The 26,104-nt window shown below is 53.9% G+C and carries 23 protein-coding genes and 2 tRNA genes; 9 read left to right on the forward strand and 16 right to left on the reverse strand.

Annotated elements, in window-relative coordinates:
* Positions 1 to 33 precede the first annotated feature (33 nt).
* Complete coding sequence (locus EGK14_RS03845; protein WP_125287737.1) at positions 34 to 357, forward strand: HI1450 family dsDNA-mimic protein; 324 nt, start codon at positions 34 to 36, stop codon at positions 355 to 357.
* Between the two features lie 39 nt (positions 358 to 396).
* On the opposite strand, the gene oppF is transcribed toward EGK14_RS03845, so the two are convergent.
* The 7 genes from oppF to EGK14_RS03880 form a co-directional block, all read right to left on the reverse strand.
* Entirely contained in the window at positions 397 to 1,395 is a 999-nt protein-coding gene (gene oppF, locus EGK14_RS03850; RefSeq protein ID WP_125287738.1) for a murein tripeptide/oligopeptide ABC transporter ATP binding protein OppF, read from the reverse strand.
* Complete coding sequence (locus EGK14_RS03855; RefSeq protein ID WP_125287739.1) at positions 1,392 to 2,405, reverse strand: ABC transporter ATP-binding protein; 1,014 nt, start codon at positions 2,403 to 2,405, stop codon at positions 1,392 to 1,394. The genes oppF and EGK14_RS03855 overlap by 4 nt, the downstream gene beginning before the upstream one ends.
* An 11-nt stretch (positions 2,406 to 2,416) precedes the next feature.
* Positions 2,417 to 3,325 (reverse strand): oligopeptide ABC transporter permease OppC, encoded by a 909-nt coding sequence (gene oppC, locus EGK14_RS03860; RefSeq protein WP_125287740.1) that lies wholly within the window; start codon positions 3,323 to 3,325, stop codon positions 2,417 to 2,419.
* A 14-nt stretch (positions 3,326 to 3,339) separates the two neighbouring features.
* Positions 3,340 to 4,260, reverse strand: coding sequence for an oligopeptide ABC transporter permease OppB (gene oppB / locus EGK14_RS03865; RefSeq protein WP_125287741.1), 921 nt, complete (start codon positions 4,258 to 4,260; stop codon positions 3,340 to 3,342).
* A 75-nt stretch (positions 4,261 to 4,335) separates the two neighbouring features.
* Positions 4,336 to 5,964 carry an oligopeptide ABC transporter substrate-binding protein OppA gene (gene oppA / locus EGK14_RS03870; protein WP_125287742.1) on the reverse strand — a complete coding sequence of 543 codons (1,629 nt, stop codon included), beginning with the start codon at positions 5,962 to 5,964 and terminating at the stop codon, positions 4,336 to 4,338.
* 146 nt (positions 5,965 to 6,110) lie between these two features.
* Positions 6,111 to 7,730 carry an ABC transporter substrate-binding protein gene (locus EGK14_RS03875; protein ID WP_125287743.1) on the reverse strand — a complete coding sequence of 540 codons (1,620 nt, stop codon included), beginning with the start codon at positions 7,728 to 7,730 and terminating at the stop codon, positions 6,111 to 6,113.
* A gap of 595 nt (positions 7,731 to 8,325) precedes the next feature.
* On the reverse strand, positions 8,326 to 8,973 hold the full coding sequence (locus EGK14_RS03880) for a YchE family NAAT transporter (protein ID WP_125287744.1): 648 nt from the start codon (positions 8,971 to 8,973) through the stop codon (positions 8,326 to 8,328).
* A 457-nt stretch (positions 8,974 to 9,430) separates the two neighbouring features.
* Between EGK14_RS03880 and adhE the strand changes: the two genes are divergently transcribed.
* Entirely contained in the window at positions 9,431 to 12,106 is a 2,676-nt protein-coding gene (adhE, locus tag EGK14_RS03885) for a bifunctional acetaldehyde-CoA/alcohol dehydrogenase (RefSeq protein ID WP_125287745.1), read from the forward strand.
* Positions 12,107 to 12,225: 119 nt separating this feature from the next.
* Here adhE and tdk read toward each other — a convergent pair whose 3' ends face one another.
* A complete protein-coding gene (tdk, locus tag EGK14_RS03890) occupies positions 12,226 to 12,849 on the reverse strand; it encodes a thymidine kinase (RefSeq protein WP_125287746.1) in 624 nt (207 codons plus the stop codon).
* A gap of 514 nt (positions 12,850 to 13,363) precedes the next feature.
* Here tdk and hns point away from each other — a divergent pair.
* The gene (hns, locus tag EGK14_RS03895) at positions 13,364 to 13,771 is read left to right on the forward strand and encodes a histone-like nucleoid-structuring protein H-NS (RefSeq protein WP_125287747.1); all 408 of its coding nucleotides are present in this window, start codon (positions 13,364 to 13,366) and stop codon (positions 13,769 to 13,771) included.
* Positions 13,772 to 13,844: 73 nt separating this feature from the next.
* On the opposite strand, the gene EGK14_RS03900 is transcribed toward hns, so the two are convergent.
* The 5 genes from EGK14_RS03900 to rssA form a co-directional block, all read right to left on the reverse strand.
* Positions 13,845 to 14,852, reverse strand: coding sequence for an NAD-dependent epimerase (locus tag EGK14_RS03900; RefSeq protein ID WP_125287748.1), 1,008 nt, complete (start codon positions 14,850 to 14,852; stop codon positions 13,845 to 13,847).
* A gap of 14 nt (positions 14,853 to 14,866) precedes the next feature.
* Positions 14,867 to 16,207 (reverse strand): UDP-glucose/GDP-mannose dehydrogenase family protein, encoded by a 1,341-nt coding sequence (locus tag EGK14_RS03905; RefSeq protein ID WP_125287749.1) that lies wholly within the window; start codon positions 16,205 to 16,207, stop codon positions 14,867 to 14,869.
* A 27-nt stretch (positions 16,208 to 16,234) separates the two neighbouring features.
* Complete coding sequence (gene galU, locus EGK14_RS03910) at positions 16,235 to 17,143, reverse strand: UTP--glucose-1-phosphate uridylyltransferase GalU (RefSeq protein WP_125287750.1); 909 nt, start codon at positions 17,141 to 17,143, stop codon at positions 16,235 to 16,237.
* Between the two features lie 194 nt (positions 17,144 to 17,337).
* The gene (gene rssB / locus EGK14_RS03915; protein ID WP_125287751.1) at positions 17,338 to 18,351 is read right to left on the reverse strand and encodes a two-component system response regulator RssB; all 1,014 of its coding nucleotides are present in this window, start codon (positions 18,349 to 18,351) and stop codon (positions 17,338 to 17,340) included.
* Positions 18,352 to 18,430: 79 nt separating this feature from the next.
* Positions 18,431 to 19,348, reverse strand: coding sequence for a patatin-like phospholipase RssA (gene rssA, locus EGK14_RS03920; protein ID WP_125287752.1), 918 nt, complete (start codon positions 19,346 to 19,348; stop codon positions 18,431 to 18,433).
* A gap of 104 nt (positions 19,349 to 19,452) precedes the next feature.
* Between rssA and EGK14_RS03925 the strand changes: the two genes are divergently transcribed.
* From EGK14_RS03925 to EGK14_RS03950, 6 genes are all read left to right on the forward strand, one after another.
* On the forward strand, positions 19,453 to 19,911 hold the full coding sequence (locus tag EGK14_RS03925; RefSeq protein ID WP_125287753.1) for a YchJ family protein: 459 nt from the start codon (positions 19,453 to 19,455) through the stop codon (positions 19,909 to 19,911).
* A gap of 48 nt (positions 19,912 to 19,959) precedes the next feature.
* On the forward strand, positions 19,960 to 20,808 hold the full coding sequence (gene purU, locus EGK14_RS03930; protein WP_125287754.1) for a formyltetrahydrofolate deformylase: 849 nt from the start codon (positions 19,960 to 19,962) through the stop codon (positions 20,806 to 20,808).
* Positions 20,809 to 20,954: 146 nt separating this feature from the next.
* A tRNA-Tyr gene (locus EGK14_RS03935) sits at positions 20,955 to 21,039 on the forward strand.
* Between the two features lie 365 nt (positions 21,040 to 21,404).
* A tRNA-Tyr gene (locus tag EGK14_RS03940) sits at positions 21,405 to 21,489 on the forward strand.
* 330 nt (positions 21,490 to 21,819) lie between these two features.
* The gene (gene xthA / locus EGK14_RS03945; RefSeq protein ID WP_125287755.1) at positions 21,820 to 22,626 is read left to right on the forward strand and encodes an exodeoxyribonuclease III; all 807 of its coding nucleotides are present in this window, start codon (positions 21,820 to 21,822) and stop codon (positions 22,624 to 22,626) included.
* Positions 22,626 to 23,024 (forward strand): pyrimidine (deoxy)nucleoside triphosphate diphosphatase, encoded by a 399-nt coding sequence (locus EGK14_RS03950; RefSeq protein WP_125287756.1) that lies wholly within the window; start codon positions 22,626 to 22,628, stop codon positions 23,022 to 23,024. Before xthA ends, EGK14_RS03950 begins: the two co-directional genes overlap by 1 nt.
* On the opposite strand, the gene EGK14_RS03955 is transcribed toward EGK14_RS03950, so the two are convergent.
* The 3 genes from EGK14_RS03955 to EGK14_RS03965 all read right to left on the reverse strand — a co-directional run bounded on the left by EGK14_RS03955 (position 23,017) and on the right by EGK14_RS03965 (position 25,960).
* Positions 23,017 to 23,277, reverse strand: coding sequence for a YnjH family protein (locus EGK14_RS03955; protein WP_370255990.1), 261 nt, complete (start codon positions 23,275 to 23,277; stop codon positions 23,017 to 23,019). The genes EGK14_RS03950 and EGK14_RS03955 overlap by 8 nt on opposite strands.
* 66 nt (positions 23,278 to 23,343) lie before the next feature.
* Positions 23,344 to 25,260 (reverse strand): DNA topoisomerase III, encoded by a 1,917-nt coding sequence (locus EGK14_RS03960; protein ID WP_125287758.1) that lies wholly within the window; start codon positions 25,258 to 25,260, stop codon positions 23,344 to 23,346.
* Positions 25,261 to 25,408: 148 nt separating this feature from the next.
* A complete protein-coding gene (locus EGK14_RS03965) occupies positions 25,409 to 25,960 on the reverse strand; it encodes an NAD(P)H nitroreductase (protein ID WP_125287759.1) in 552 nt (183 codons plus the stop codon).
* Between the last annotated feature and the right edge of the window lie 144 nt (positions 25,961 to 26,104).

The following is a 26,104-nucleotide window of genomic DNA, read 5'->3' on the forward strand; positions in this document are numbered from 1 at the left end:
TGCACAGCCCTGACGGGCATTATGGGAAATTTTATGGATTTAAATAACCGTCTTACCGAAGATGAAACCCTGGAACAGGCCTACGATATTTTCCTGGAGCTGGCGGGCGATAATCTCGATCCGGCCGATATCCTGCTTTTTAATCTTCAGTTTGAAGAGCGCGGCGGCGCAGAGCTGCACGATCCCGCAGAGGACTGGGCCGAGCATGTGGATTTCGATCTGAACCCGGACTTTTTTGCCGAGGTGGTGATTGGCCTGGGAGAAAACGATGGCGACCCGGTGACCGATATCTTTGCTCGCGTCCTGCTGTGCCGCGAAAAAGACCACAAGCTCTGCCATATTCTGTGGCGTGAATAAACCCTGACCGCATCCCGTCGCCGGGATGCGGTCAGGTGTTTATAAAGGATCGACCTTCAGGCAGGAGACCGCATGACGGAAGCTGCCTTCCAGCAGCGGGCGCGTTTTGGCGCACTCTGGCCCGGCTATCGGACAGCGGGTGCGAAATACGCAGCCCGAAGGCGGATCGATCGGCGAAGGCAGTTCCCCTTCCAGCAGCTGAATAACTTTGTTTTTCTCCAGGTCGGGATCGGGGATCGGCACGGCGGACATTAAAGCCCTGGTGTAAGGATGCTGCGGGTTCTGATAAACCTCATCATAGGTGCCCAGCTCCACCGCATGGCCCAGATACATCACCAGCACGCGATCGGAGATATGTTTTACCACCGCCAGATCGTGGGCGATAAAGATCAGCGACAGCCCCATCTCGCGCTGTAGCTGCTGGAGCAGGTTAACCACCTGAGCCTGGATAGACACATCCAGCGCGGAAACCGGCTCGTCGCAGATAATCAGTTTGGGCTCCAGGATTAGCGCTCGGGCAATGCCGATGCGCTGGCACTGGCCGCCTGAAAATTCGTGCGGATAGCGGTTAATCAGGTTCGGCAGTAAACCTACCTTCATCATCATCGTTTTGACCCGCTCTTTGACTTCCTGACGCGCCATTTTGGGATGATAGGTACGCAGCGGTTCAGCAATAATGTCGCCGATGGTCATACGCGGATTCAGCGAGGCCAGCGGATCCTGAAATATCATCTGGATATCGCTACGCGCTCTGCGCCACTCCTCTTCGCTTTGCCCCAGCAGGTCGCGGCCCAGCCAGGCGACGCGCCCTTCCGTGGCCTTGACCAGCCCGATGATGGCGCGGGCCAGCGTCGATTTTCCGCAGCCGGACTCGCCCACCACGCCCAGCGTTTCGCCTTCGTACAGGCGCAGGCTGACGCCGTCCACAGCCTTCAGCATTTTCGGCGGCTGCCAGAACCACTGCCCGCTGTCTTTGATCGCAAAATGCACTTTCAGATCGGCGATTTCCAGCAGAACGTTCTTTTCTGTCGTGCTCATACCAGCTCCTCCGCAGGTTTAAAGCAGGCGCGCAGCCGCTCCTGTCCAAACGGTTCCAGCGGCGGCATCGTGGCGCAAATGTCCATCGCGTGTGGACAGCGAGGCTGAAACGGACAGCCTTTCGGCAGCCGCAGCAGGTTGGGCGGATTACCGGGAATGGTGGTCAGGGATTCGCCCTCCGCGTCCAGGCGCGGCACGGCATTGAGCAAACCAATCGAATAAGGGTGCGTTGGCTGATAGAAGATATCGCGGGCTTTGCCGTACTCCATCGTACGTCCGGCATACATCACCAGCACGCGATCGCAGATGCCCGCCACCACGCCCAAATCATGGGTGATCATAATAATTGCGGTGTTGAACTCTCTTTTCAGATCGTTGAGCAGCGTCATAATCTGCGCCTGCACGGTAACGTCCAGCGCCGTGGTCGGTTCATCGGCAATCAGCAGCTTAGGCCGACACAGCAGCGCCATCGCGATCATCACACGCTGCCGCATCCCGCCGGAGAACTCGTGCGGATACATCTTCATGCGCTTGCGCGCCTCGGGCATTTTCACCGCATCCAGCATCCGCACCGATTCTTCAAAAGCCTGTGCGCTGCTCATGCCTTTATGCAGCTGCAACACTTCCATCAGCTGCTCGCCAACCCGCATATAGGGATTTAACGAGGTCATGGGATCCTGAAAAATCATCGCGATCTGCTCGGCCCGCAGCCGGTTAAGCTGCTTTTCCGGTAGATTAAGGATCTCATTACCGCGAAAACGAGCCGAACCGCCGATGTGCCCGTTGCCGGCCAGCAGCCCCATCAGCGCAAAAGCCGTCTGCGACTTGCCGGAGCCGGATTCGCCGACGATGCCCAGCGTTTCGCCCGCCCGCAGGTCAAAATTAAGGTCGTTGACGGCGGTTACGTCGCCGTCGGGCGTGGTGAAAGTCACGCGCAAATCTTTTACCGACAGCAGCAGTTCGCTTCCCGCTTGCGTGGCCATCGCTGGCTGTAGTTGTGTAACGGTCATCGGGAAACTCCTTAACGATCTTTCGGGTCGAGTGCGTCACGCAGACCATCGCCGATAAAGTTGAAACAGAACAGCGTCACCACCAGAAAACCGGCCGGAAACAGCAGCAGCCACGGCGAGACTTCCATCGAGTTGGCGCCGTCGCTGAGCAGCGCGCCCCAGCTGCTCAACGGCTCCTGCGTGCCCAGGCCTAAGAAGCTGAGGAAGGACTCAAACAGGATCATGCTCGGCACCAGCAGCGAGGCATAGACCACCACCACGCCCAGCACGTTGGGCACGATATGGCGCAGCACGATGCTGGCGGTAGAAACGCCGCCGACATGCGCCGCCTCGATAAACTCTTTGCGCTTCAGGCTGAGCGTCTGGCCGCGTACGATACGCGCCATATCCAGCCAGGAAACCAGCCCGATCGCGACAAATATCAGCAGGATATTACGGCCAAAAAAGGTCACCAGCAGGATCACGAAGAACATAAACGGAAAGGAATTGAGGATTTCCAGCAGGCGCATCATCACCGAATCAACTTTGCCACCCAGATAACCCGCCAGCGAGCCATAAAGCGTGCCGACCAGCACCGCCACCAGCGCGGAAGCAATGCCGACCATCAGCGAGATACGCCCACCGATCGCCACGCGCACCAGCAGATCGCGTCCCGACGAATCCGTGCCGAAGTAGTGCTTAGACACCATATCCGGCGCGCTGGACATCATGCCCCAGTCGGTATCATCGTAGGTGAACGAGGAGAGCATGGGCGCGAAGATCACAAAGAGCGCAATCAGCACCAGCACGCTCAGGCTGGCCAGCGCCGCCCGGTTATGAATAAAGCGACGGCGGGCATCCTGCCACAGGCTGCGGCCTTCGATCTCCAGCTTTTCGCTAAAGGCGTCGAGAGCTTCGCTGTTTTTCTTACTCAGTATCATGGCGAACTCCGCGATTAATAACGAATTTTTGGATCGATAACCGCATAAAGCACGTCAACGATCGCGTTAAAAAGAATGGTCAATACGCCGACCAGAATGGTCAGGCTGAGCACCAGCGAGTAGTCGCGGTTCAGCGCGCCATTCACGAACAGCTGCCCAATGCCCGGCAGGCCGTAAATGGTTTCGATAACCATTGAACCGGTAATAATGCCGACAAACGCGGGGCCAAGGTAGGAGAGCACCGGCAGCATCGCAGGCTTCAGCGCGTGGCGCAGAATAATGCGACGCATCGGCAGCCCTTTAGCGCGCGCCGTGCGAATAAAGTTAGCGTGAAGCACCTCAATCATTGAGCCACGCGTAATACGGGCGATGCTGGCGATATAGGCCAGCGACAGCGCCACCATCGGTAAAATCATGTACTGGATAGCCCCGCCGTTCCAGCCGCCCCCCGGCAGCCATTTAAGCACGATGGCGAACACCAGCACCAGCAGCGGCGCCACCACAAAGCTGGGGATCACCACGCCGGTCATCGCCACGCCCATCACCAGGAAATCCCATTTGCTGTTCTGCTTCAGCGCGGCTATTACGCCCGCCGTCACGCCCAGCACAATCGCCAGAATAAAAGCAGCCAAGCCCAGTTTGGCCGATACCGGAAAGGCGTGCCCGACCAGGTAGTTAACCGTATAGTCTTTGTATTTAAACGACGGCCCAAAGTCGCCGCGCGCCAGCTGGATCAAATAGTCCAGATACTGTTTCCAGATGGGATCGTTTAAATGGTATTTGGCTTCGATGTTCGCCATCACTTCGGGCGACAGCGTACGCTCGCCGGTAAAAGGGCTGCCTGGTGCGAGGCGCATCATAAAGAAAGAGATAGTAATCAGGATCAGTAACGTCGGAATCGCTTCCAGAAAACGACGAAAAATAAATTTTAACATTGCCCGTACCTGCTGGCCTGTGCTTCAGCACTGCTCAAAAGAATTACATGGGGGAAGCGTCTTCCCCCGATTTTTTTAGTGTTTGATGATGTAAAGATTTTTATCGTACAGATAGTTCAACGGATCTTTGCCGGTATAGCCGCCGACGTAAGGCTTAACCAGGCGCGTATTGGCGTAGTAGAACACCGGCGCAATGGTCGAATCTTTATCCAGCTGCTGCTCCGCCTGGGTATATGCCTTACTGCGGACCGCTTCGTCGCTGGCCGCCGTGGCCGATGCCATAATTTTGTCGAAGGCTGGCGATTTATAGTGCGACGTATTGTTGCTGCTGTCGGACAACATGGTGTTCAGGAAAGAAGTCGGCTCGTTATAGTCTGCACACCAGGCGGCGCGCGCCACGTCAAAATTGCCCTGATGACGGGTATCCAGGAAGGTTTTCCACTCCTGGTTATTAAGCTTGATATTGACGCCGAGGTTTTTCTTCCAGATCGACGAAACGGCGATAGCCAGCTTCTTATGCAGGTCGGAAGTGTTATAGAGCAGCTCAAAAGTCAGCGGCTTGTCGGCAGTGTAACCCGCTTCCGCCAGCAGTTTTTTCGCCTCTTCGTTACGCTTCTCCTGCGTCCAGCTCATCCATTCCGGCTTGACCAAATCGGCCCCGTCAATGGCCGGCGGCGTATAGCTCCAGGCGGGCTGCTGGCCCTGTGCCAGCACCTTGTTGACCATGATATCGCGGTCCAGCCCCAGCTTCAGCGCGGCGCGGACGCGGGGATCGTTAAATGGCGCTTTCTGGTTGTTGAGTTCGTAATAATAAGTGCAGAGATAAGGATCGACGCGCAGTTCCTTCGGATTCTCTTTTTTCAGCTTTTTAAACAGCTCAATCGGCAGGTTGGTATAGGTCATATCGCTGCCGTTGCTGCTGAAGTAGCGGTTAACGTCGTTAACCTCAGACGGGATCGGCAGAAAAGTGACCTTATCCAGCACGGTATGCGCATTGTCCCAATACTGCGGGTTACGCACCACGACGATGCGCTCGTTAATAATGTGTTCCTGTAGCTTATAGGCGCCGTTGCCGACCCAGTTTTCCGGCTGCGTCCACTTTTCGCCAGCCTTGTCGATAGCGGGTTTATAAACCGGCGACATGGATGGGTGGATCAGCAGCTTATAAAAATAAGGTACCGATTCGGTCAGCGTGACCTGAAGCGTATGGGCATCAAGCGCCTTTACGCCAAGCTGGTCGGGCTTCTGTTTGCCTGCAATAATATCGTCGATATTGGCCAGATGCCCGTATTGCAGGTAGCTGGCGTAAGGCGATGCCGTTTTAGGATCGGCCAGGCGCTGCCAGCTATAGACGAAATCCTGGGCGGTAACCGGCTCGCCGTTAGACCATTTGGCGTTATTGCGCAGATGGAAAGTCCAGACTTTGCCGTCCTTGTTTTCCCAGCTTTCCGCTACGCCCGGGATCGGATGGCCGTTGGCGTCATTGATCAGCAGCCCTTCCAGCAGATCGTAGCTGACGTTAGATTCCGGCACGCCTTCGATTTTATGAGGATCCAGCGACTGCACTTCGTCGCCGTTGCCTTTGATCAGCTCCTGTTTAGCGGCAAGCTGCACGCCAGCGGGCACCGTGGCGGCCGATGCCATGCCGGTCAGCGCGCTCAGAATACCCAGCGCCAGCAGGCGCTTTTTCGTGATGTTGGTCATTTTGCTACTCCAGTTTTTATTATTACCGGGACGCTTTAGCTGTCCCTCTTTGCCGGGCCACGGCTCATGACGGGGAACGAATACGTCACGGCCGTTTTTTATTTGCCCTGGCTGCTGTCATCACTTGCTACTACCTTCCTTACAAATCAATGCTTTATAATATATAAATATTTTATATCCGGCTGATCCTGCGGATCTTTACCGGTAAAACCGCCAACCCAGGGCTTGATCAACCTTGCGCTGACCCGGTAATAAACAGGGACGATAGCGGAATCGCGATCGAGCTGCCGCTCGGCCTGCTGATAAAGCGAGGCGCGCTGCGCGGTATCGCCGGCCGACAGCGTTTTTGCCAGCAGCTCGTCGAATTTATCGCTCTTATAGAACGCCGTGTTGTTGGAGGAGTGGCTCTGCATGGCGTTAAGAAAGGTGGAGGGCTCGTTGTAGTCGGCACACCAGGTAGCGCGAGCCACCTCAAAATCGCCCTGACGCCGGGTATCCAGCATGGTTTTCCACTCCTGATTATCCAGCGTGACCTGCGCGCCCAGGTTTTTCTGCCACATTGAAGCCGCAGCGATAGCCTGCTTCTTATTCAAATCGGACGTGTTATAAAGCAGCCGGAAGCGCAGCGGTTTTTCCGCGCTATAGCCTGCCTCGCTCAGCAAGGCCTTTGCCTGTTCGTTGCGCTGTTGCTGAGTCAGCTTCATCCAGGCGGGTGGAGGTAAATCCGCGCCGTCAATAAAAGGCGGGGTAAAACCACCCGCCGGGATTTGCCCCTGCCCCATAATCTTGTTGGCGATAATATCGCGATCCAGGGTCAGCTTGACCGCCGTACGCACGCGCGGATCGTTAAACGGCGGTCGCTTATTATTCAGTTCATAATAGAAGGTGCACAGCAGCGGGCTGACGCGCACCTGAGTGCCCAGCGTTTTCTTCAGCATGGGAAAAAGCTCGGGCGGCAACACGCTGTTGGTCATATCGATTTCGCCGCTGCGATAGCGGTTAACATCGGTCGCTTCAGAAGTTATGGGCAGGAAGGTGGCCGTTTCGATCGTCGTCTGCGAATTATTCCAGTAGCGCGGATTGCGCTTCAGCACGATTTTCTCATTGATTACCCAGTCGCTGAGGGTATAGGCGCCGTTGCCGACATAGTGCGCAGGCTGCGTCCACTTCTCGCCCCACTGCTCGACGGCTTTACGGTTTACCGGCTTCAGCGCCGCGTTAACCGCCAGCGCGATAAAGTAAGGCACCGGCTTGCTCAGCACTATCTGCAGATGCGTGTCGTCAATCGCGCGGACGCCAAGACTTGTCGGTGGTTTTTTTCCGGCCAGGATCTGATCAATGTTTTCAATATGCGCGTATTGCAGATAGCTGGCATAGGGCGAAGCCGTTTGCGGATCGGCCAGGCGCTGCCAGCTGTAAACGAAATCCTGTGCGGTTACCGGCTCGCCGTTGCTCCACGTGGCCTTACGCAGCGTAAAATTCCAGACTTTGCCCGCCTCGCTGTGCCAGCTCTCCGCCATACCCGGCACGATATGGCCATTGTTGTCGGTAGCCACCAGCCCTTCCAGCAGGTTAATGACCACGTTGCTTTCCGGCACGCCCTCAATTTTTTGCGGATCCAGCGTGGAAACTTCGCCGCCGTTATTAATCGTGATGCTTTGCTGCGGGGCCAGCGCAATGCCTGCGGGCGCAGCGCTCAGGGAGGAAGCGGTCAACGCGCTACAGACAGCGACGGCCAGCTTCAGAGGCTTTAGCAATAATCTCATTAAACGATTTCTACCTCTGTACGAAAATTTCTGACGTAAACGTTGCCTGACAGGCTTTGCACATCTGATGCCAGTTTTGTCCGCTGAAGCAAAACCTATCAGATGCCGACTTTTCGCGCCAAGGTAAAATAACGAAAATGTTAACCAATTCTCTTTTATCACGAATAAATTAACGGGCGTGCAACTTATTTTGAACAGAGAAGTTAATTTAATATATTGATTTTTGATGGTTTTATTTATAAATTCGCTAATTCTCCCTGTTAATTGTCTGTCACAGCAGCGTTGAGGCTATAAGCTCTGTTTCGCAGCATAAAATAGCAGGTAAAAACCTTATCATGACGTTTAATGTGTGACATGCGCATAATAACAGCGATAAAATTTGTTATTGAAATAACATTTTCTGCTGAGCTTCTGAAAAAGAATTATTTTTCAGTAATTACATTAATAATCTGCGCCGCTGGTTAAGCCACAAGAATATTTGCACTAAAAAAGGGCATTGCGCCCTCGTTTTGCACAGTTTTGGGGCGCCATTTTATTGCATCAGTAAATTAAGCGCAGATTATGCCTCTACGGCCCCTTTTTATAGTGAGGAGTTTTATCCCACCAGTCCTGGAAACAGCGCTCTGACGCCGGTAACGATAAATTCGATACCCAACGCCATCAGCAACAGTCCCATAATACGGGTGATCACGTTAATTCCCGTCTGCCCCAGCGCCCTGACCATCAGCGGCGCTGCGCGAAACAGCAGCCAGCAGCAGACGGCAAAAAGCGCAATCGCCACGCTAAAGCCAAGCAGGTTCACCCAGCTGTGATAACGGGTGCTCCAGACAATGGTCGAGCTGATGGCGCCAGGTCCTGCCATTAAAGGCAGCGCCAGCGGCACTACGCCCACACTTTCGCGAACCGCGGTTTCTGTCTTTTCCTGCTTGTTCTGTTTATCCTCGCCCAGCTTGCCGCTGATCATCGACATCGCGATAGTGACCACCAGTATTCCACCCGCGATACGGAAAGAATCAATCGAGATGCCGAACAGATGCAGAATGGCGTCACCTAAAAACAGCGAGGTCCAGAGGATAATGGCGACGGAAAGGCTGGCCGTCAGATTGGTTTTGTTCCGCGCGGCCGGTAGCTGATAGCTGGTCATACTGATAAAAACGGGAATAATGCCGACCGGGTTTACCAGCGCAAAAAGCCCGACGAAAAATTTTATATAGCCTGACAGGTCGAGGATGGTCGGGTTCACACTTTACTCCAGTAAGGGGGATGTCGCTTAACGCATCGGTCAAGCCCGGACTGCCGTGGGCATGCCTGCTCCGACAGCCTGTTAAGCAGTTAATTACTCTAATAATTCATATATTAGCAAACTATAGCGCTAATAATTTAGCCTGCCCGGCAAATGTAGCCTATTGAAAATTCAGGCAACAGGCCGTAAAGCCTCTGCTGAAAGGTGTCAGCATGGATAGTTCTTGATCTACATCAAAATCATCGGCCAGACCTGTGCGTACTATTGTACTCAGTAAACGGAATTACCCGCAGATTAACCGCCTGTAACGGTAATGATGCATAGACTCTTTTAGTAAACCTGTAGAACCTGAAAGCCAAAAAGCCAGCACGTTTGGTTAACAACCAGGCACCCTTGTCTATAATTTACAGTTCTGACTTGTTTACTAACAGAGTTTAACTTTCATCAGGAGAGCATTATGGCCGTTACTAATGTTGCTGAGCTTAACGCACTGGTCGAACGTGTAAAGAAAGCCCAGCGAGAGTACGCGAATTTCACTCAGGAACAGGTCGACAAGATTTTCCGTGCTGCCGCTCTGGCCGCTGCCGACGCCCGCATTCCCCTGGCTAAAATGGCCGTAGCGGAATCCGGAATGGGGATTGTTGAAGATAAAGTTATCAAAAACCATTTCGCCTCTGAATATATCTATAACGCCTATAAAGATGAGAAAACCTGCGGTATTCTCGAAACGGATGACACCTTCGGCACCATCACTATCGCCGAACCTACCGGCCTGATCTGCGGCATTGTACCTACCACTAACCCAACGTCCACCGCTATCTTTAAAGCGTTGATTAGCCTCAAAACCCGCAACGGTATTATCTTTTCTCCGCACCCGCGCGCTAAAGACGCCACCAACAAAGCGGCGGACATCGTGCTGCAGGCGGCTATCGCCGCCGGCGCACCAAAAGATATTATCGGCTGGATTGACGCACCTTCCGTGGAGCTTTCCAATCAGCTGATGCACCACCCGGATATTAACCTCATCCTCGCGACCGGCGGGCCTGGCATGGTGAAAGCGGCCTATAGCTCCGGTAAACCGGCTATCGGCGTCGGTGCCGGTAATACCCCGGTAGTGATTGACGAGACGGCGGATATTAAACGCGCCGTGGCTTCCATTCTGATGTCCAAGACCTTTGATAACGGCGTAATCTGCGCATCTGAACAGTCTGTTATCGTGGTGGATTCCGCTTACGACGCCGTACGTGAACGCTTCGCCAGCCACGGCGGCTATCTGCTGCAGGGCAAAGAGCTGAAAGCGGTACAGGATATCATCCTGAAAAACGGCGGTCTGAACGCGGCGATTGTGGGCCAGCCAGCGGTGAAAATTGCCGAAATGGCAGGCATCAGCGTACCGTCCAGCACCAAAATCCTGATTGGCGAAGTCAAGCTGGTTGATGAGTCCGAACCTTTCGCGCATGAAAAACTTTCCCCTACGCTTGCCATGTACCGTGCAAAAGATTTTGAAGATGCGGTCAGCAAAGCGGAGAAACTGGTGGCAATGGGCGGGATCGGTCACACCTCTTGCCTGTACACCGATCAGGATAACGAGCGTGAGCGCGTTAACTACTTCGGCGACAGAATGAAAACCGCGCGTATTCTGATTAATACTCCGGCTTCGCAGGGGGGCATCGGCGACCTGTATAACTTTAAACTTGCTCCGTCACTGACGCTCGGCTGCGGCTCCTGGGGCGGCAACTCTATCTCCGAGAACGTAGGACCTAAACATCTGATCAACAAGAAAACCGTGGCCAAGCGAGCAGAAAATATGTTGTGGCATAAACTTCCTAAGTCTATCTACTTCCGCCGCGGTTCCCTGCCTATCGCCATGGAAGAAGTGGCGACCGACGGTGCTAAACGCGCCTTTATCGTTACTGACCGTTATCTGTTTAACAACGGCTATGCGGATAAGGTGGTATCGGTATTGAAATCTCACGGCCTTGAAACCGAAGTGTTCTTTGAAGTCGAAGCGGATCCGACGCTGAGCATCGTGCGTAAGGGCGCGGAGCAGATGAACTCCTTCAAACCGGACGTGATTATTGCTCTCGGCGGCGGTTCGCCAATGGATGCGGCAAAAATTATGTGGGTGATGTACGAGCATCCCGAAACCCATTTCGAAGAGCTGGCCCTGCGCTTTATGGATATCCGTAAACGTATCTATAAATTCCCGAAAATGGGCGTGAAGGCGAAGATGATTGCCATTACCACCACTTCCGGCACAGGTTCAGAAGTCACGCCTTTTGCGGTGGTGACCGATGACGCGACGGGCCAGAAATATCCGCTGGCTGACTATGCGCTGACGCCGGATATGGCTATCGTTGACGCCAACCTGGTAATGAACATGCCGAAGTCACTGTGCGCTTTTGGCGGTCTGGATGCCGTGACCCACGCGCTGGAAGCCTATGTCTCCGTACTGGCTAACGAATATTCCGACGGCCAGGCGCTACAGGCGCTGAAGCTGCTGCAGGAAAATTTACCGGCGAGCTATCGTGACGGCGCGAAAAATCCTGTTGCTCGCGAGCGCGTCCATAACGCCGCGACCATCGCCGGCATCGCTTTTGCCAACGCCTTCCTTGGCGTCTGTCACTCCATGGCGCACAAGTTAGGCTCTGAGTTCCATATTCCACACGGTCTGGCTAACGCCCTGTTGATCGGCAACGTTATCCGCTACAACGCTAACGATAACCCAACCAAGCAGACGGCGTTCAGCCAGTACGATCGCCCGCAGGCTCGCCGCCGCTATGCTGAAATAGCCGACCATCTGCGTCTTAGCGCGCCTGGTGACCGTACCGCCCAGAAAATTGAAAAACTGCTTGCATGGCTCGAAGGGATGAAGGCGGAACTGGGTATCCCTAAATCGATTCGCGAGGCTGGCGTACAGGAAGCGGACTTCCTGGCAAAAGTGGATAAGCTGGCGGAAGATGCCTTTGACGACCAGTGTACCGGTGCTAACCCACGCTATCCGCTGATTGCCGAGCTGAAGCAAATTATGATGGATACCTTTTACGGTCGTGAATACGTAGAGCCTTTCGATTCCGTAGCCGAAGCTCTGGTGGCGCAGCCGGTCGAAATGCGCAAGAAAGTGAAAAAATAATCTAACCTGACTGAAACCCGCCGCAAGGCGGGTTTTTTTATCCTTAAGCCAGGCTAATCATCCTGCGCGCATTCAGCCTTAAAAATCGTTCTGGTTTCGTCGTGTCGCCTCTACTCCTTTCAGGCTGGCTTACGGCCTTTTTCCCCATAAACCGCCTCCAGCGAGTGCTGCTCAAGCGCCGCCTTATAATGCTTACGGCAGACGGAGACGTAACGCTCATTGCCGCCAATCACTACCTGCTCGCCTTCATCGTAAGGCTCGCCATTTTCATCGACTCTTAATACCATTCCCGCTTTTCTTCCGCAGTGGCAAACTGTTTTCAGCTCGACCAGCTTGTCGGCCCAGGCAAGAAGATAGTGGCTGCCGCTAAATAATTCCCCGCGAAAATCGGTTCGCAACCCATAACAGAGAACGGGAATATCCAGATTATCTACCACGTCCGATAACGCTTTTACCTGCTCCCTGGTCAGAAATTGCGATTCATCTATCAGCACGCAGTGAACCGGTTCCATTTGCTGCTCTGCTTTTATCTCATCAAAAAGTGCCGTGTCGTTATTATACAATTTTGCTGGAGAAGAAAGGCCAATTCGCGAACTCACTTTGCCCGATCCAAAACGATTATCAATTTCTGCGGTATAGACAAGCGTGCGCATCCCGCGCTCATGATAGTTATATGAGGACTGCAATAGCGCAGTCGATTTACCTGCATTCATTACGGAATAATAAAAATAAAGCTGAGCCATCTGGCCTTGCTCCAAATTAAAGTTTAACGGGTTAAGTTTATTGTATCACACTCATCAAAGACCAGGATGACCCCAGGTCGCGCCTTTTTCGTCCGGTATTGCGTTGCCGCTGCCGTAAAGACTGTACTAATGGACAGGTGAAATCGCCGGCCTCTTTCGCATCGGATTTTACCGCCGCTATTTTTATCGCATTTAACGATTAAAAAAAGGTTAGCGATCTTGCTATTATTCACTGCGTTTTCTGTGGGTTAGCTTTGACACCATTTAGCAAAACAAGCCTGCGGCTTTGATTATAATTTTATGCGTTGGGGTAAGCTGAAGTGGTTATCTGTTGCAATAATCAATCCGTTATTCACCTTATGCCTATTTTGTCGAAGGTTTAATAAGGGATTGTCAGCGTCAGAAGATAATCACATTTCTTTCCCTTACAAAATTAGCTATTGCAGTTCATTATGACGCACTCTATTATTATCAGGCAGAACATTCCCCCATTATAATTTTTGAGATCAGAACAATGAGCGAAGCACTTAAAATTTTGAACAACATCCGTACTCTGCGTGCACAGGCCAGAGAATGCTCGCTGGAAACTTTAGAAGAGATGCTGGAGAAGCTGGAAGTTGTTGTGCACGAACGCCGTGATGAAGAGAGCCACGCTCAGGCTGAAATCGAAGAGCGCACCCGTAAACTGCAGCAATATCGTGAAATGCTGATTGCCGACGGCATCGATCCTAATGAACTGCTTGCTACGCAGAACGCTGCAAAAAGCGTAGGTAAAACCAAGCGCGCTGCCCGTCCTGCCAAGTATAAATATGTGGACGAAAATGGCGAAACGAAAACCTGGACCGGCCAGGGTCGTACGCCAGCCGTAATCAAAAAAGCTATCGAAGAACAGGGTAAAAAACTCGAAGATTTCATGCTGTAAATTTCTTCAGCGGATGAACTTTCATCCGGGCGACATAAAAAAAGGAAGCTTTGGCTTCCTTTTTTTATTACCGTTATACCTGATAGAAAGTGCGATACCAGTTAACAAATCGGCTTACGCCCTCTTCTACCCCAGTTTGTGGCTTAAATCCAATCGCCTTATAAAGCGCTGTTGTATCCGCGCTGGTCTCCAGCACGTCGCCTGGTTGCATAGGCAGCATGTTTTTCTCGGCGGTCATGCCTAACGCTTTCTCCAGCGCCTCGATATAGGCCATTAACGTAACCGGGCTGCTGTTGCCGATATTATAAACGCGATACGGCGCCGAACTGGTTGCCGGGCTGCCGCTTTCTACCGTCCAGCTGGCGTCTGGCTGAGGAATAACGTCTTGCAGGCGTACGATGGCCTCGGCGATATCGTCGATATAGGTAAAGTCGCGGCGCATCTGGCCATTGTTATATACGTCAATTTTTTCACCCGCAAGCATGGCGCGGGTAAATTTAAACAAGGCCATATCAGGGCGTCCCCACGGACCATAGACGGTGAAAAACCGCAGGCCGGTAGTCGGGATACCATAAAGATGAGAATAGGTATGAGACATCAGCTCATTGGCTTTTTTGGTGGCCGCATACAGAGAAACCGGATGGTCTACCGTATCGTCGGTTGAGAACGGCATTTTGCGGTTCAGGCCATATACGGAGCTGGAAGAAGCATAAAGCAGATGGCCGACTTTATTGTGGCGGCATCCTTCCAGAATATTTAAATGGCCGATAAGGTTGGCATCGGCATAGGCCAGCGGGTTTTCCAGCGAATAACGAACGCCTGCCTGCGCGGCCAGGTGAATAACGCGGTCAAAACCTTCGGCGGCAAAAAGCGCGGCCATCCCTTCCCGGTCGGCAAGGTCAAGCTCAATAAAAGTGAAGTTTGAAAAAGGTTTAAGTAAATCCAGGCGGGCGAGTTTGAGTTTTACATCATAATAGTCATTCAGGTTGTCGAGACCGACAACCTGGTGACCGGCGCCTGACAGGCGTTGTGCGACATGAAAACCGATAAAGCCTGCTGCGCCGGTAACCAGATATTTCATACTTCCCTCGTTAATTATGCAATTTGGATAGAAGCTCCGCGGCCGATTGCATAATAAACGAAACCGCGTTTGCTGACTCTTTCTGGATCATACAGGTTACGACCATCAAAAATCACGGGTTCTTTCAGCGCATTTTTAATGACATCAAAATCCGGCGCGCGGAAGTTTTGCCATTCGGTGCAGATAACCAGGCCATCTGCGCCCTGCAATGCTGCTTCTTTGGTACCCATCAGCTTAAGATCGCTGCGGTGACCATAGATGCGCTGCGCTTCGTCCATCGCTTCCGGATCGAAAGCCTGAACGGAAGCCCCGGCCTGCCACAGTGCTTCCATCAGCACGCGGCTTGAAGCTTCACGCATATCGTCAGTGTTTGGCTTAAAGGAGAGTCCCCACAGCGCAAAGGTTTTGCCCTGAAGGTTGTCGCCAAAGTGACGCTTGATAAAGTCCGGCAGCTTGTGCTTCTGCGAGTCGTTAACGTCTTCCACAGCCTGCAGCAGGCGTGGCTTATAGCCAATCTGCTCGGCGGTGCGGATCAGCGCCTGAACGTCTTTCGGGAAGCAGGAGCCGCCGTAGCCGCAGCCAGGGTAAATAAAGGAGTAACCGATACGGGAATCGGAACCAATACCCTGACGCACTTTCTCGACGTCCGCACCCAGGCGTTCAGCCAGGTTGGAGATCTCGTTCATAAAGCTGATTTTTGTTGCCAGCATGCAGTTAGCCGCATACTTGGTCAGCTCGGCGCTGCGGATATCCATCAGGATCATACGATCGTGATTACGGTTGAATGGCTCATACAGCTCGCGCAGCAGCTCTACAACCGCTTCGTTGTCGGTACCTACCACAATACGCTCAGGACGCATACAGTCGTTGACCGCCGCACCTTCCTTCAGGAATTCCGGGTTAGATACCACATCGAAAGCGATCTCTTTGCCACGCGCCTTCAGCGTTTCTTCCATCACGCCACGCACGCGATCAGCCGTTCCTACCGGTACGGTTGACTTGTCGATAACCACTTTATGATCGTTCATATGTTGGGCAATCGTACGCGCTACCGCGGTGACATATTTCAGATCCGCAGAGCCATCCTCATCCGGAGGCGTGCCCACAGCGATAAACTGCATAATGCCGTGGTTAACACCCTCTTCCGCATTGGTGGAGAACTTAAGGCGACCGGCCTCATAGTTCTGCATCACCAGCGGCGTCAGGCCTGGTTCAAAAATTGGAATGATCCCTTTCTTCAGATTCTCGACTTTGTTTGCGTCGACATCGATACAAAGAACGTCATGTCCGACTTCGGCCAAAACCGCAGCCTGAACCAGACCCACATAGCCGATACCAAATACGGTGACTTTCATTGAATTGTCCCGGTTAAAAAATTAATCTTATTTCTCGTTGCCAACGGTGCTTTCAAGCCATGCTTTGAAATCTGCACCCAGCGTATTATGACGTACGCCGTATTCGACGAATGCCTGCATGTAGCCCAGTTTGTTACCGCAGTCGTGGCTGATGCCTTTCAGGTGGTAAGCTTCAACGGTTTCTTTGTCCATCAGCATAGCGATAGAGTCAGTCAGCTGGATTTCATCGCCTGCGCCTGGAGGCGTTTTCGCCAGCAGAGGCCAGATATCCGCAGAGAGCACGTAACGACCCACAACCGCCAGGTTAGATGGCGCTTTATCCGCTTTAGGCTTCTCTACCACACCGACCATTGGCGCGCTTTCGCCCGCTTTCAGCTCTGCACCCTGGCAGTCAACCACGCCATATGCGGTCACGTCTTCTACAGGCTCTACCATGATCTGGCTGTGGCCGGTTTCGTCGAAGCGACGCATCATGTCGGCCAGGTTGTCCTGAGCCAGGTTAGATTCGTACTCGTCGATGATAACGTCAGGCAGGATAACGGCAACCGGCTCGTTACCGACAACCGGATAAGCGCACATTACCGCGTGGCCCAGACCTTTCGCCAGACCCTGACGTACCTGCATGATGGTCACATGAGGCGGACAGATAGACTGGATTTCTTCCAGCAGCTGACGCTTAACGCGTTTTTCCAGCATCGCTTCCAGCTCAAAGCTGGTATCAAAATGGTTTTCGATAGAGTTTTTAGATGAGTGCGTTACCAACACGATCTCGGTGATACCAGCAGCGATACACTCGTTAACGACATACTGAATTAACGGCTTATCAACCAGCGGCAGCATCTCTTTAGGAATTGCTTTGGTGGCAGGTAACATACGGGTTCCCAGACCAGCAACAGGGATAACCGCTTTTTTTACTTTGGACTTATAGGCAGACATCTAAGTACCTCTCTTTAGGCCGTTCAAGTTATTACTTGATATGTCGAGTTAAAAAACGAAGTGAGTATATCAGCTGAACCCGGATGGATTTATCCTGGTTCATTCATTTCCACGCAATTTAAGACTATTACCTAAGTGTAAAGCTTATCGCTGGTCCTGTGCCAGGCACGCAGCGATAAAAAGAAAAGGGCTGTTTATTCGGTAGACAACATCAGGCGCAGCCTGCCGCCAGCGCCCCATACCTGGCACTGCCAGGCATCGCAGCGCTGGCTGATTTGATTAAGATGCGTACTGCCCAGCGTGCCAAGCGGAACGCCATTACTCAGCTGTATTTGATGAGAATGAATATTCAGAGTGGCGTTTAAACCAGCAGAAACCAGGATAAGGTTTTTTAATCCCTGGTGATAATAGCCGACCAGCAATGGAAATTGACCCTGAAGGTTGGCCTGGCGTAAAAGTAAATTAACCTGTTTCAGCAAACTATTTAGCTCAGGCAGTCGCTGCGCCTGGCCAGAAAGCTGATCCTGAAGCAGGCCGTTAAATAATGCCCTTAATAATAACGCGGCCAACACGCCGTTATCGCCCGCGCGCGTGACATCCAGACAATAGAAAGCCAGGTCTTTATCAGAAAGTGCCGCAACGTCGAGCACCAGGCCCGGCTGTTCCGCCATTGTCAGTTGACGATAGTTAATGCGGCAGTTAGCGATTTCCTGCTGTACCGGCGGCTGCAGCTGCTTTAACAACTTTGCCGCCGCCTGCGGATCGCGCACCAGGGCGTCCCAGTCCTGAAAGAGCTGCTCGTCCTCTTCTACTTTGGAAGTGAACATAGAGGGATAGAGGCATTCGTAAACCGCCTCGCGCAGCCTTTCCAGATCTTTTAACGGTTTCAACAGCACATCCTGCACGCCAAGGCGCAGTACGTGGGCGATATCAGACATGTTTTCAGTGGCGGAGATCACCAGGATCGGCACGGGGTTTCCCCGGGTCCGCAGATGTTCAACAAGCTTGATACCGTTCATGCGCGGCATAGCCAGGTCGCATATCATCAGGTCAAAGACCTGGTGCTGCATACTTTCCAGAGCCTGAACGCCGTCATCGGCAAGCGAGGTAGTGGCGCCCAGCGCGCTCAGAAAATTATCCAGCAGAGAACGGAAAACCACTTCGTCTTCAACTATCAGGATCTGTTTTCCGCTTAATGGCTTCTCCATTGTCCCCCCTTGTGCGCCAGATAAGTCAATAGTGGCTCAAAAACCACAATTGCGCCTCTCAGATTTGCCCGAAGTCTGTTCATTTCTCTTCCGGCATTGCGTACTGACGGACCAGCGGAAGCAATTCATCCATCTTTTTCTCTACGGCAAGCCTGCCCGCCTCAATAGCCTCTTCCGCCCGATGGAAATCCAGGGTAGAAATCTGCGGGCAGAAAGGCTGTATCAGCACATCCGGCGGATCGCCGGCCATCCGGTTGCGCTTGACTCTGTTTTCGAGCACCTGAATCGAGGTCGTCATAATTTCCATCGCTCCCGGCGTTTGATTAACTTTTTTCTGGGCGATCTCGCTCAGTTTTTGTCGCAGCTTGCCGCGCCAGCCATCGGCGGCAGCGGGGAGCTTCACGGTTTGTGGCGTAACGGAGAGTAAGTTTTGCTGCATCAGATGCGCGTCGTGCTGTAAATCGACGGCAATAACGATATCGGCGCCCAGCGCACGGGTTAAAGATATGGGCACGGGATTGACGACGGCACCGTCCACCAGCCAGTAGCCGTTCCAGGCGACCGGCGAAAGCAGACCCGGCATGCTGCATGAGGCGCGGATGGCCTGATGCAGATCCCCTTCCGTCAGCCAGAGTTCGCGTCCGGTACTGAGATTGGTGGTGACGGCGCCGAACGGCAGGCTGCAAGCCTCAATGTGCGTATGCGGCAGCAGGCGACGTACATGGCTGAACACGCGCTCGCCGCGCAGCAGCCCGCCTCGCCGCCAGGAGAAGTCCATCAGGCGAAGCACTTCCCAATAGCTGAAACCCTGCACCCAACCGGCAAGAAGAGGAAGACGTTGACTGGCATAAGCGGCGCCGACAAGCGCTCCCACGGAGCAACCTGCCACCACATCAATCCTGATGCCGGCTCGTTCCAGCGCCTCAATCACGCCGATATGAGCCCACCCTTTGGCTGCACCCGATCCCAGTGCCAGCCCAATCTTAACCTGTCTCATTCCACCTCTGGTGTTTGCTTAACGAACCAATGGCGCCACTCACACGGCTCGGTTACCATGACGCCCAAAACTCACCCTGCTTTTTATTATCCTCTGGAGACAACGTGTCTGAATCCTGCCCATGCTGTAGCGGATTGGAGTATAGCTTATGTTGCCAGCCCTGGCTCAATGGTGACGGCATTCCCCCTACGCCGCAAGCATTGATGCGCTCGCGCTATACCGCCTATGCCAAAGGCGACGCCGATTACCTGATTGCCACCTGGCATCCTGACTGCAATGCCGCGCGCTTCCGCGAGAGCCTGGAAGAGAGCTTTGCCGTCACCAGATGGCTTAGTTTACATATAGTTGAGGCACAAGCACCAGGGGATAATGCAGAAGGCTACGTCACCTTCTTCGCCCGTTTCTCTGAAAATCAGCGCAACAGCTTTATTCATGAGCGTTCGCGCTTTCTTCGTCTGGCGCAACGCTGGTATTATGTTGACGGAACCTTCCCCGAAACAGGGCGAAACGACCGATGCCCGTGCGGCTCCGGAAAAAAATTTAAAAAATGTTGTGGCCAGTAATGGTCCCCCGCATTCCCTCAGAATTGCTTTGACAGGATTACCATCGCAATGCAAGCGCAAACACTACAACGAAAAGTTTTACGAACCATTTGCCCTGATGCCAAAGGCCTGATCGCCAAAATCACCAGCATTTGTTACCAGCACGAGCTGAACATCGTGCAGAACAATGAGTTTGTCGATCATCGCACCGGTCGCTTTTTTATGCGCACCGAGCTGGAAGGCGTTTTTAACGACGCCACGCTGCTGGCCGAGCTGGACAACGCCCTGCCTGCCGGATCGTTCAGAGAGCTGAACGCTGCGGGCCGTCGCCGCGTGGTGATCCTGGTAACGAAAGAAGCGCATTGCCTGGGCGATCTGTTAATGAAGAGCACCTATGGCGGTCTGGACGTTGAAATCGCGGCGGTTATCGGCAACCACGAAACGCTGCGGACGCTGGTCGAACGCTTTGATATTCCGTTTATTCTGGTGAGCCATGAAGGCCTGACGCGGGAAGATCACGACAATAACATGGCGGCGGAGATTGACCGTTTTCAGCCTGATTATGTAGTGCTGGCCAAGTATATGCGCGTGCTGACGCCTGCTTTTGTGCAGCGCTATCCTAATCAGATTATTAATATCCACCACTCGTTCCTGCCTGCCTTTATCGGCGCGCGGCCTTATCACCAGGCCTACGAGCGTGGCGTAAAGATCATCGGGGCTACTGCGCATTACGTTAATGACAATCTGGACGAAGGCCCGATTATCATGCAGGACGTCATCCATGTGGATCATACCTACACGGCGGAAGACATGATGCGTGCGGGACGTGACGTGGAGAAAAATGTGCTGAGCCGCGCGCTTTATCAGGTGCTGGCGCAGCGCGTATTTGTCTACGGCAATCGCACTATCATCCTGTAAAGGTTAAAGACTGCTGTTTTGTCGGACAAAGCAGCAGTCAGAATAAAAAAGCGGCAAACGGCTCGTCATTGCTGAATCCGGGCTTTACAGCGGGCCAGCATTTGATATGATGCGCCCCGCTTCAGCAAGCAGGAAGCAAGGCCAGTGGTGGGGTTCCCGAGCGGCCAAAGGGAGCAGACTGTAAATCTGCCGTCATCGACTTCGAAGGTTCGAATCCTTCCCCCACCACCATTTCCAACTTATGTTGGCTCGGCGTTTAAGCACGCTCTGTCATATTCCCCATGGGGAAGGATGAGAAGCTTCGACCTCGAAGGTTTGACCCGAAGGGCACGGAACGTAGTGACGTGGATCCTTCCTGCACAGCAGTAAAAGTTAGTATGCACCATTTCCAACTTATGTTGGCTCGGCGTTTAAGCACGCTCTGTCATATTCCTCATGGGGAAGGATGAGAAGCTTCGACCTCGAAGGTTTGACCCGAAGGGCACGGAACGCAGTGACGTGGATCCTTCCTGCACAGCAGTAAAAGTTAGTATGCACCATTTCCAACTTATGTTGGTTCGGCGTTTAAGCCACATTACAAGTAGTACGCTTCCCCTGGTGGGGTTCCCGAGCGGCCAAAGGGAGCAGACTGTAAATCTGCCGTCATCGACTTCGAAGGTTCGAATCCTTCCCCCACCACCATTTCAGATATCTTCAAACTCCAATATTAAAGCGCAATTTCCCAGATCGCTTATGGGGAAGGATGAGAAGCTTCGACCTCGAAGGTTTGACCCGCAGGGCACGGAACGCAGTGACGTGGATCCTTCCTGCACGATGCCGCCCTCAGCACCACCATTTCAGATATCTTCAAACTCCAATATTAAAGCGCAATTTTCCTCCTCCTTACCGAGACCGCCGCTTACAACCTCTGAATAACCTGATGCTCCGGCGCGCTGCGCCACAGACTAATGACAGCCCGCGCCCGATTCTGCTACCATCCGCACATCTTTTTTCCCGCTACCGGGTGCAGTTATGAAATTTGTCTCTTTTAATATCAATGGGCTGCGCGCCCGCCCCCATCAGCTTGCCGCCCTCGTCGAGCAGCACCAGCCGGACGTCATCGGGCTACAGGAAACCAAAGTTCACGATGACATGTTTCCGCTCGAAGAAGTCGCCAGCCTGGGCTATAACGTGTTTTACCACGGACAGAAAGGCCACTACGGCGTCGCACTGCTGACTAAAAGCGAGCCGGTAGCGGTACGTCGCGGTTTTCCCGGTGACGATGAGGATGCGCAGCGCCGCCTGATTATGGCGGATATCGCCAGCCCAATCGGCAATATTACCGTGATCAACGGCTACTTCCCTCAGGGCGAAAGCCGCGATCATGCGACTAAATTCCCGGCAAAAGAGAAGTTTTACCGCGATCTGCAAAGCTATCTTGAGCAGGCGCATCAGCCCGCCAATCCGGTGCTGATTATGGGTGATATGAATATCAGCACGACCGATCTGGATATCGGTATCGGCGAAGAGAGCCGCAAGCGCTGGCTGCGCACCGGTAAATGTTCCTTTCTGCCGGAAGAGCGGGAATGGATGGATCGCCTGCTGAACTGGGGTCTGGTCGATACCTGGCGCGCGCAGAATGCTGACATTAACGATCGCTTCTCGTGGTTCGATTACCGTTCTAAGGGCTTCGATGACAACCGGGGCCTGCGTATCGATCTGCTGCTGGCCAGCCAGCCGCTGGCCGAGCGCTGCGTAGCAACCGGCATTGATTACGACATCCGCAGCATGGAAAAGCCTTCCGATCACGCGCCCGTCTGGGCCGAATTCCGCTTCTGATGGCGGCTGAACGGCTTGACGTAGTGGCCGCGCTGATTGTGCGTCACGGGAAAATTTTGCTGGCGCAGCGCGGCCCACATGGCGATCAGGCCGGCCTGTGGGAGTTTCCGGGCGGCAAAGTGGAGGCAGGCGAAAGCCAGCCTCAGGCACTGCAAAGGGAACTGAAAGAAGAGCTGGGCATTGAGGCCGCTATCGGCGGCTATATCGCCAGCGAGAGCCGGGAGGTCAGCGGGCGGCAGATCCATCTGCACGCCTGGCTGGTAGAAACCTTCACCGGTGAACTCCGGCTTAACTGTCATCAGGCCCTCGCCTGGTGTTTGCCGCAGGAAGCAATGCGCTATGAGCTGGCGCCAGCCGATATTCCCCTGCTGGCCGCCTGGCTCGCACAGATTACTTAACGGTCTGCCAAATCAGATTATTGGTGCCGTAAGATTTTTCATCGCGGCTGCACTGCAACAGCACGCCCTCCATCTTCACTACCGAACCTTCCGTGTAGCTGCGATTTTGATAAGTACAGCAGCGCAGGCACGGCGGTTGATTGTTCTGCCCCTGCGTCCACGCTTCCGGCGGCATATCCACCATCACATCCGCATTAACGCCGCCCTGCGGCGGTTCCTGCTCATAATCGCCGTGGCCGGTGCTGAGATGCATGCCGCCTGCCGCATACAGTGGAGCACAAAACAGCAGCGCGACCGTGACTAAAATGCTTTTCATCGCTTAATTCCCCTTCGCTTTCGCCGCCTTACGCTGCGGCTTTTTACGGTTACCCGCCGGTGATGGAAGGCCACGGAACGCGTGCGCAGCGGGCTGCTTTCGCGCCTGATCGATCAGAGTATAGAGCGTCCCCACCAGCGGCTGCATAAAGTCCTGGTAGCGACATTGCTTCTCACTGATTTTGGTCAGCGTGGATTCCCATTGGGCGGTCATATCCGGACGCGCCGCCATTTCCGGCAGCGAGTGGATCAGCGCGCGCCCGGCGGGAGTCGCATTGATGTAACGCCCTTTCTTAATCAGGAAAGCGCGTTTAAACAGCAGTTCGATAATCCCGGCGCGCGTCGCCTCTGTTCCTAAACCATCGGTCGCACGCAGCACTTTCTTTAGATCTTTATCCTGAACAAATCGCGCGATGCCGGTCATGGCCGATAACAGCGTGGCATCGGTAAAGGCGCGAGGCGGCTGGGTCTGCTTGCTGACCACCTCTCCGCTTTCGCACAATAGCTCATCGCCTTTCGCCACTACGGGCAGCGGCGTGCCGTCGTTTTCCTCGTCCCGCTCTTTGCTGCCCAGCAACGCGCGCCACCCGGCTTCAGCAAGAAAGCGTGCTTTAGCGATAAATTTTCCGCCCGCGATATCCAGCTCGATCACGCATTTACGGTAAATAGCATCGGGACAGAACTGCATCAGATACTGCGTGGCGATCAGGCGATAGATATTCGCTTCGTTTTCCGTCAGCCTGACCTGCCCGCTGCGCGCCGTAGGGACGATCGCGTGGTGCGCGTCTACTTTTTTATCATCCCAACAGCGGTTGCGGCGATCGCTGTCGAAATCGGCTGGCGGCGTGAGTTCTGGCTGATGCGCGTTGATGGCATTGAGCACCGCATGCCTGCCGGCAAAATGTTCATCGGGCAGATAGCGGCTGTCCGAACGCGGATAGGTGATGAGCTTATGCGTCTCATAAAGCTTCTGACAGGTATCCAGCACCGTTTGCGCGCTCAGGCCAAAGCGCCTGGCCGCTTCGATTTGTAAAGAAGACAGCGAGAAAGGCAGCGGCGCGGTGTCGTTCTCGCGCTTGTCGTTATAGCTGGTAACCTGCGCTGGCTGGCCGCCAATACGCGCGACGACGTGCTCGGCCAGCTGGCGATTAAGCAGCCGTCCTTCTTCATCCTGGTGCGGCTCGCAGGCTTCGCTTGGCTGCCAGATAGCGACAAAGCGCTCATCCTTTGGCGTAACGATATGCGCCTTTACCTCGAAGAAATCTTTCGGCACGAAATTCTCGATCTCTTCGTCGCGCCGCACTACCAGCCCCAGCACCGGCGTCTGTACGCGGCCGACCGACAGCACGCCATCGTAACCCGCATTACGGCCTAACAGCGTCCAGGCGCGGGTCATATTGATGCCGTAAAGCCAGTCCGCCCGCGCCCGCGCCAGCGCCGAAACGCACAAAGGGATAAATTCCCGGTTTTCCCGCAGACGCTCTATTGCCCTTGAGACGGCCTGCGGGTTCAGATCGTTGATCAGGCAGCGCTGCACCCGCTCGCGTTTTTGCGGCGGTAGCGCCAGATAGTCCAGTACTTCGTCCACCAGCAGCTGCCCCTCCCGATCGGGGTCGCCCGCGTGCACGACGTCACTGGCTTTCTCCAACAGCGTTTTAATGACGTTAAGCTGCTTTGCCACGGAAGGACGCGGCTGTAGGCGCCATTTTTCCGGCACGATAGGCAGGTCGGCCAGCGACCAGCGCGCATAGCGGCTATCGTAGCTGTCGGGCTGCGCCTGCTCCAGCAGGTGGCCGACGCACCAGGTCACGACATCATCGCTGCCGCAGGCGATATAGCCGTCTCCCCGACGATGCGGCTTGGGTAGAACGTCCGCAATCGCGCGAGCGAGGCTGGGTTTTTCGGCAATAAACAAACGCATCCGGCGATGGATTCCTTCAGGGGATAACAGTGGGTAGATGGTAGCGTTTTCAACAGACGGTGATAAGCGTTCCACCGTCCGTTCGCTTATTATCCCGGCAAAATGACGGTCAGGCGACTATTCTGCATTTTTTGAAGGTGACAATCTGTCAGAAATAGCTGACAAAAGGCGTCGTATCCGGCGGAACAAGCGTGGTGGCGGATTTCAGCTGTGGCGTGCCTAAATAAAGAAAACCAACGATGGCGTCCTGCTCGCGGCAGTTAAACGCCTCGCGCACGGCCTGATGCTCGGTCCAGGCGCCGCTGCGCCAGATGCCGTTAAAACCCTGCGCCACGGCTGCCATCTGCATCGCCATCACCGCACAGCCGGCGGACACTACCTGTTCCCAACGCGGCACCTTATGGTGCTCTTCACAATGGGCCACCACAGTGATAATCATCGGCGCGCGAAACGGCGACTGCTTTGCCTTCTCAATCGCTTTTGGCTCCATATTATCGTCACGCGCGGCTTTTTCCAGCAGCTGGCTGAAGCGGTCGCGTCCTTCGTTCTCTACGACAATAAAACGCCACGGTTGCAGCGTGCCGTGATCGGGCGCGCGCATCCCGGCGCGGATGATATTTTCCAGCGCTTCTCCGGCGGGCGCAGGTTCGCTTAAACGTGAGGCGGAACGACGGTTGACTACCAGATCCAGTGCGTCCATAACTTACTCCTGATAAGAATGCTGAGCAGCTGAAGCTAGCACAGGATGATGATTTGTTACAGCATTCCGCTTTTTCCTGCTGACAAGTTTGCCCCTGCTCTTTAGGATGTCACCATCCCGACCCGGCACGGGCTGGTTTCAGTC

The sequence above is a fragment of the Erwinia sp. 198 genome (assembly GCF_003937915.1).
In the GTDB taxonomy this organism is placed as follows: Bacteria; Pseudomonadota; Gammaproteobacteria; order Enterobacterales; family Enterobacteriaceae; genus Erwinia; species Erwinia aeris.